At 44.5% G+C, this 6781-nt stretch carries 6 protein-coding genes; 5 read left to right on the forward strand and 1 reads right to left on the reverse strand.

Going from position 1 to position 6781, the window contains the following annotated elements:
• Window positions 1-99: 99 nt before the first annotated feature.
• Window positions 100-1002, reverse strand: coding sequence for a phosphatidate cytidylyltransferase (locus AC805_RS01635; RefSeq protein WP_055073801.1), 903 nt, complete (start codon window positions 1000-1002; stop codon window positions 100-102).
• 350 nt (window positions 1003-1352) lie between these two features.
• On the opposite strand from AC805_RS01635, the gene AC805_RS01640 reads away from it, so the two are divergent.
• From AC805_RS01640 to AC805_RS01660, 5 genes are all read left to right on the forward strand, one after another.
• Window positions 1353-1862, forward strand: a complete 510-nt coding sequence (locus AC805_RS01640) for a J domain-containing protein (RefSeq protein WP_055073802.1) — start codon at window positions 1353-1355, stop codon at window positions 1860-1862.
• A 24-nt stretch (window positions 1863-1886) separates the two neighbouring features.
• Window positions 1887-2159, forward strand: coding sequence for a DUF3143 domain-containing protein (locus AC805_RS01645; RefSeq protein ID WP_055073803.1), 273 nt, complete (start codon window positions 1887-1889; stop codon window positions 2157-2159).
• A 137-nt stretch (window positions 2160-2296) separates the two neighbouring features.
• A complete protein-coding gene (locus AC805_RS01650; protein WP_055073804.1) occupies window positions 2297-3313 on the forward strand; it encodes an aspartate-semialdehyde dehydrogenase in 1017 nt (338 codons plus the stop codon).
• Window positions 3314-3405: 92 nt separating this feature from the next.
• Window positions 3406-4299 (forward strand): 4-hydroxy-tetrahydrodipicolinate synthase, encoded by an 894-nt coding sequence (gene dapA / locus AC805_RS01655; protein WP_055073805.1) that lies wholly within the window; start codon window positions 3406-3408, stop codon window positions 4297-4299.
• A gap of 350 nt (window positions 4300-4649) precedes the next feature.
• The gene (locus tag AC805_RS01660; protein WP_055073806.1) at window positions 4650-6548 is read left to right on the forward strand and encodes a ribonuclease J; all 1899 of its coding nucleotides are present in this window, start codon (window positions 4650-4652) and stop codon (window positions 6546-6548) included.
• Window positions 6549-6781 lie beyond the last annotated feature (233 nt).

The raw sequence follows: 6781 nt of genomic DNA on the forward strand, positions 1-6781 counted from the left end.
ATCAAAACCCAAGAATTAATTGGCGGCGCTTCGCGCCGCCAATTAATTCTTGGGTTTTATGTCCTAGTACATTTGGCAGTACATTTGGCGACAGCTACATTAATGAACGAGTGGCAATACCAAGGTAATGAAGTAATACACCAGTGGGGCAGTGAACACATAACTGTCAGCACGATCAAGAATGCCACCATGACCTGGCATAATTTGCCCCGAATCTTTGACTCCCGCATCCCTTTTCATCATTGATTCGGTCAGATCGCCCAGTAAGCCAGCGATCCCAATTAATAGACCTAAAATCGCTCCAGATAACCACCACTGCGCCCATCCCAAACTAAAAGCCCAGATAATTGCGGTCACGCAGCAACAGATCAAACCTGCGATCGCTCCTTCTACGGTCTTCTTTGGACTAATGTCAGAAAGGCGGGTGCGTCCGAAAACTTTGCCAAATATATAGGCTCCGACATCGGAAGCCCAGATACAGCAAAATGCCATTAGCACGTAGATACAACCATCGGATACGGGAAAAGTAATCCTCAACCATGACAGTCCATCAAGGTCACGTAAATGGTTAAAAAGGTCAAACTGCTGGAGGCGATCGCTCACTATAAAGGCATTACCATCACCAAGACCTCTAATTCTGATCCAAAAACTTGGTAGATAGCCGCCATAAAACAGACCCAAAATCGATGCGGAAATATCGGAAATTGTGGCAATGCGAGGCTGAAACAGCAAATAAAAGCAAATAAAAGTGCCTGCAATTGGGATCACCGCATCCGCAAGCTCTACTCTCAATTGCGAAACTATAAGCAATGCTAAACTGACAGAGATGGTAATTTTGCTAGCAGGAACGATTTCCTTGGCTCTTACCAATGCAAAATATTCCATCTCACCAAAAACAACCAGCAGTGTGAATGCTGCTGTAAATGCCCAACCACCGAAGGCGATCGCCGCGAGTACGAGGGGAATTACTAATAAAGCACTGATAATGCGAGTCCAAGGCATGAAAATAGCACAACTAAGAAAGTGAACATGGGCAATTTACACAAAGCTTGGCATTGTGCTACCTACAGAAGTAAATATACTCCCATGATTAGAGGAAGCATCAAAATCGTTATGCAAATTTGTGAATTCTGATAGGCAAGTTCTGTAAGGTGATTTTTTCTGTTTTGATAGCAACTCAAAATCTGCACTTATTTTAAAAAGCTGCACTTATGAGTGCAGCTTTTTAAAATAAGTGCAACTAAATAAGTGCAACTAAAGTAAGTGCAACTAAATAAGTGCAACTAAGATATAACCGATATAAACCCAAAAATCCCGTAGCAAATGCGCAGCTTGCGCTATATCTTAAAACCATGTCCAAAACCTACTATGCAATCCTTGGCGTTAACCCTTGGGCGAGTGAGATCGATATTCGCCGCGCCTATCGCGATCTGAGTAAACTCTATCATCCCGATACAACTCAACTGCCAAAGGATGAGGCTATTGAGAGCTTTCGCCAGATCAATGAAGCCTATGCGACTCTTAGCAATGCCGATCGCCGCCAAAACTACGATCGCCGCATTCAATTTTCAAGATTTCAATACGCGAGCATAGAAAACACGACCATAAAAAAACAAGTATCGACCAATGCCACAGCCAGCAAAGCTCAAAGCCGAACCCCCAAAAACCTGCAAACTATTGATGATGACGGTTTACCTAGCGAACGTCCATTATCTGGCGGCGAACTATTTGCACTCTTGTTAATTGGTGCTACGCTAGTTGCTTGTTTAGTGCTAGTTTTTTTAGTCGCCTTGCTGCGTGGAGATCGACTTTTCCCCGAAGCGATCGCGCCCCTATCAATTTTTTGGCTCTACCTACCATAATTTCCTATCCTCTCCTCGTCACCTATGGCGCTTCCCTCCCCCTCTACACCCCTTTACAATCATCCTTTGCCTGCCCTTGAAGCATGGTTAGACGAGCAAGGATGCTATCAAGATCAGTCAAACCCTAATGTCTGGCGAGTTAACCGCTCCTCATGGCAAGCAGAAATTGTGATGGATGTTGAAGATATTCGTGTGCGTTATATTCAAGACGCTTACGGGGGCAAAGAAATTCAACGGGCTTTTCCCTATTCGCTCAGTCGTCAAGATGTTGAAGATGCAATTTTTACTGGCCCCTAATCAAAAAAGTTCTCAATAGCTTGAAAGTTTGTTAGTATGTAATTACGCTACAAGTGAATGATGAAACTATACATAAGTCATTACACGGTTTTAGCAAAAGTTTCCCCTAATTTTGATGTTTTTATTTCGGAGGTTCATTGAGTAGAACATATAACGTTGCCATTCTCGGAGCAACAGGTGCAGTTGGTACAGAGCTTTTAGCATTGCTAGAAGAAAGAAATTTTCCCTTGGGCAAGTTAAAACTGTTAGCCTCAGAGCGATCAGCGGGTAAGTCAGTTAAGTTTGCTGACAGAGAATTAATGATCGAAGCTGTTACGGAGTCTTCCTTTGATGATGTCGATATTGTCCTTGCCTCCGCAGGCGGTAGCATATCCAAGCAGTGGTTGCCAATAGCGGCTAAAGCAGGGGCAATATCCATTGATAACTCCAGTGCCTTTAGGATGCATCCCAATGTGCCCTTGATCGTTCCAGAAGTTAATCCTGAGGCTGTGACTCAGCATAAAGGCATTATTGCTAATCCTAACTGCACCACCATTCTGATGACAGTAGCAATTTATCCTTTGCATCAAGTTCAACCCATCCAACGCATTGTCGCCGCAACTTACCAGTCGGCTAGTGGGGCAGGGGCAAGGGCAATGGAAGAAGTAAAAGTACAGTCACAAGCAATTCTTAACGGAGAAACCGCTGTCCCCGAAGTTTTACCCTATCCCTTGGCTTTTAACCTATTCCCCCATAATTCACCAATGACTGAAAATTCCTACTGTGAGGAAGAAATGAAAATGGTGAACGAGACTCGCAAAATATTTGGCGATCGCGATATTCGGATTTCTGCAACCTGTGTACGGGTTCCCGTATTGCGAGCTCATTCCGAAGCAATTAATCTAGAGTTTTCTCATCCTTTTCATCCCGATAAAGCTAGGGAGATTCTGGCAACGGCCGCAGGGGTAAGGTTAGTTGAAGACTTTAGTAAAAATTATTTCCCCATGCCGATCGATGCTAGTGGCAAAGATGACGTACTAGTAGGTCGAATTCGTCAAGATATCTCGCACCCTAATGGTTTGGAATTATGGTTGTGTGGCGATCAAATTCGTAAAGGAGCCGCGCTAAATGCCGTCCAAATCGCGGAACTCCTGATTGCCAAGGATCTCCTCTAATTAAATCTACTTAAATATTGCATAGCGGTATATGCCATAGCGTTCCTTAGCGATATTTATTTGGCTAGCAAGCTTCTATTTACTGAGTATGTATGAGTGAAATTGATTTCGGACGTTTACTAACGGCAATGATTACTCCCTTTGACTTAGAAGGGAATGTTGACTATGGGAAAGCCGAACAGCTTGCCTTACACCTAGTTGAGACGGGAACTGACACAATTGTGGTGTGCGGTACCACAGGCGAATCACCAACATTAAGTTGGGATGAGGAGTATAAACTGTTTTCGGTGCTACAACAGGCGATCGCTGGCAAAGCGAAAATCATGGCTGGTACAGGATCGAATTCTACTTCTGAGGCAATATCTGCTACCCAAAAGGCTGCACATCTCGGATTAGATGGTACACTGCAAGTAACACCGTATTACAACAAGCCTCCGCAAGAGGGACTATATCAACATTTTCGAGCGATCGCTGAAGCTGCCCCCGAACTACCGATGCTTCTCTATAATGTTCCTAGTCGTACAGGTTGTAAATTAGAGCCTGAGACCGTTGCTAAGCTAGCTGAAATTCCCAGTATTATCGGAATTAAGGAAGCAACGGGTGATTTAGATCAAGCTAGTCAAATTCGCGCTCTCACACCAGCCGATTTTGCGATCTATTCGGGTGATGACTCTCTCACATTGCCATTGATGGCTGTGGGTGCAAAGGGAGTGGTCAGCGTGGCTTCACATCTAGTTGGCAAGCAACTACAAGCAATGATGGAATCCTTTGCCGTCGGTAAAGTTAACGAAGCATTGCAAATTCACCTTCAGCTTTTTCCTTTGTTTAAGGCTTTGTTCTTGACTAGCAATCCGATTCCCCTCAAGATCGCTTTGCGACTGATGGGATTAGATACGGGCGTGGTGCGATCGCCTCTAGTGATGGGTAATGCCGATCTCGAAGCTAAATTGAAGTCTGTATTAAAGGAGATTGGCATTCTTACCTAGTTGTAAGGGCTAGTTATCCAATTGCTTTTACAAGATCATTCAAGTTTTATATCCAAAGACATATTCCAGCAGTCTGTATCGGGATTTTGACCAAAATATACATCGCAACTTAGAGCGAACTTGTGGGGGAGATTACATCTTTCTATAAATGTTCTGGTCGTTTTATCCAAAGCCGTTAGCGCATCTCTATTAGCGCATCCATAGACAAGAAGACAAGAACGAGACAAGAACGGACAAGATCCTCAGTTTCCATTAAAGCAAGATGCTGAATTGTTTTCGCAATTCAAAATTGCCATTCTCGCCTACAACCTCCTATAAATTTATTCACTTTATTTACCAAAAATCAACCTATGACTACATCTAACGCTCCAGCATTGAAAATTATCGCCCTTGGCGGACTTCATGAAATTGGCAAAAATACATGGGTGTTTGAATATAACGACGAAATTATGCTCCTTGATGGTGGGTTGTCATTCCCTGACAACATGATGCCTGGAGTGAATGTTGTATTGCCAGATATGACTTACTTGCGCGAAAACAAGCATAAGATCAAAGGCATGATTGTTACCCACGGGCATGAAGATCATATTGGGGCAATTTCTTTCCATTTGAAACAGTTTGAAATTCCCGTTATTTATGGTCCCCGTTTAGCCATGGCTTTGCTGGAAGACAAGCTGCGTGAAGCTGGCGTATTAAACCGTACAGAACTCCGCCGCGTGATGCCGCGTGATGTTGTCCGCGTGGGTACGAGCTTCTTTGTCGAATTCATTCGCAATACCCACTCGATCGCTGATAGTTTCTCGATCGCCATCAATACCCCTGCGGGTGTAGTCATCCATTCTGGGGATTTCAAAATCGACCATACTCCCGTTGATGGAGAATTCTTTGATCTGCATCGATTAGCAGAGCATGGCGAAAAAGGTGTACTAGCTCTCATTAGCGATTCGACAAACGCCGAACTTCCCGGCATTACTCCCTCCGAACGGGCTGTATATCCCAATCTCGAAAAATATATCATGATGGCTAAAGGACGGGTGATTATTACTACCTTTGCTTCTTCAGTCCATCGCGTGAACATGATTTTAGATATTGCCGACAAGCAAGGTCGTGTCGTAGGTGTCGTTGGGCGATCGATGTTAAATGTTATTGCCCATGCCCGTAACCTCGGCTATATCAAATGCCGCGACGATCTCTTCCAACCCCTCCAAAATTTGCGCCATTATCGCGACGATCAAATTTTGATTTTGACTACAGGTTCTCAGGGCGAACCGATGTCGGCGCTAACCCGCATGTCCAATAGCAGTCACAAACAATTGGAAGTCCGCCAAGGTGACACGATCATTTTCTCAGCCAATCCGATTCCCGGAAATACTATTCCTGTAGTACGCACCATCGATAGATTAATTGCTCTCGGTGCCGATGTGATTTACGGCAAAGATAAGGGCATTCACGTTTCAGGACATGGATCTCAAGAAGAGCATAAAATGATGTTAGCTCTAGTCCGTCCGAAGTTCTTCTTCCCCGCCCATGGTGAATTGAGAATGCTCAAGCAGCACGCCAAGATGGCAGAGAATATGGGAATTCCTAAGGAAAATATTGTGATCGCCGAAAATGGTGATGTGGTCGAGGTTTGCCAAGACTACATGAAGATTGTCGATAAGGTTCCTTCTGGTGTTGAACTGGTCGATTCTTCCCGTGATGGGATGGTGAAGGGTGATGTATTGCGCGATCGTCAGCAGTTGTCTGGAGATGGCATTTTCACGATCGCTGTATCCGTAGGCTTTGATGGCAAACTGGCTACGACTCCCGATATTCAACTAAGCGGCGTAGTGTTACCAATGGAACGTTCGCAGATTATTGCGGCTGTTGCCAAGGCGATCGATAACTCCTTAGCCAATTGCTGGGGTAACTTTGCCCGAAATGTCGGCTCTCTTGAAGTTGATTGGACTGGTTTACGCGGTCAACTTGAACGCGATCTCACCCGCGTCCTCCGCCAACAAATGCAAAGTAAGCCTATGATTGTCTTCCTATTGCAAACTCCTCCAAATTCTACTCAGTCGGCTCCTGCCCCAGCCGCTAAGCCTAATGCTCTGGGCGTAACCTTAAAATCAGGTGCTGTTAAGGTGATTCCGAAGGTTGAAAATGGAAGTAATGGTAATGGCACTGCCGCCAATGCTTCTGAGGTGACAGCGGTCGCAACTACTACGAGTACGGGTAGACGCAAGCGCACTGCTGCAGCAACGGTCTAGTTCAGTCGATAAAGCTGTCATCTGCGTTAGGTCAAATATCAAAACCCAATAAGAGAAAGTTGGCGCTGAGCGCAAACCTTCTCTTATTGGGTTCTATACCAAGTTAAGAAATGGTGTAGCAATTTCTTATAGATAATTCAAATAAAAACTACAGCTTCGACTTCGCTCAGCTAGCTTACACCGAGGGCTGAGCGAAGTCGAAGCCCGTCTACAAGTTATTTAAAACAACTATA

The organism is Pseudanabaena sp. 'Roaring Creek' (assembly GCF_001402795.1).
GTDB lineage: Bacteria > Cyanobacteriota > Cyanobacteriia > Pseudanabaenales > Pseudanabaenaceae > Pseudanabaena.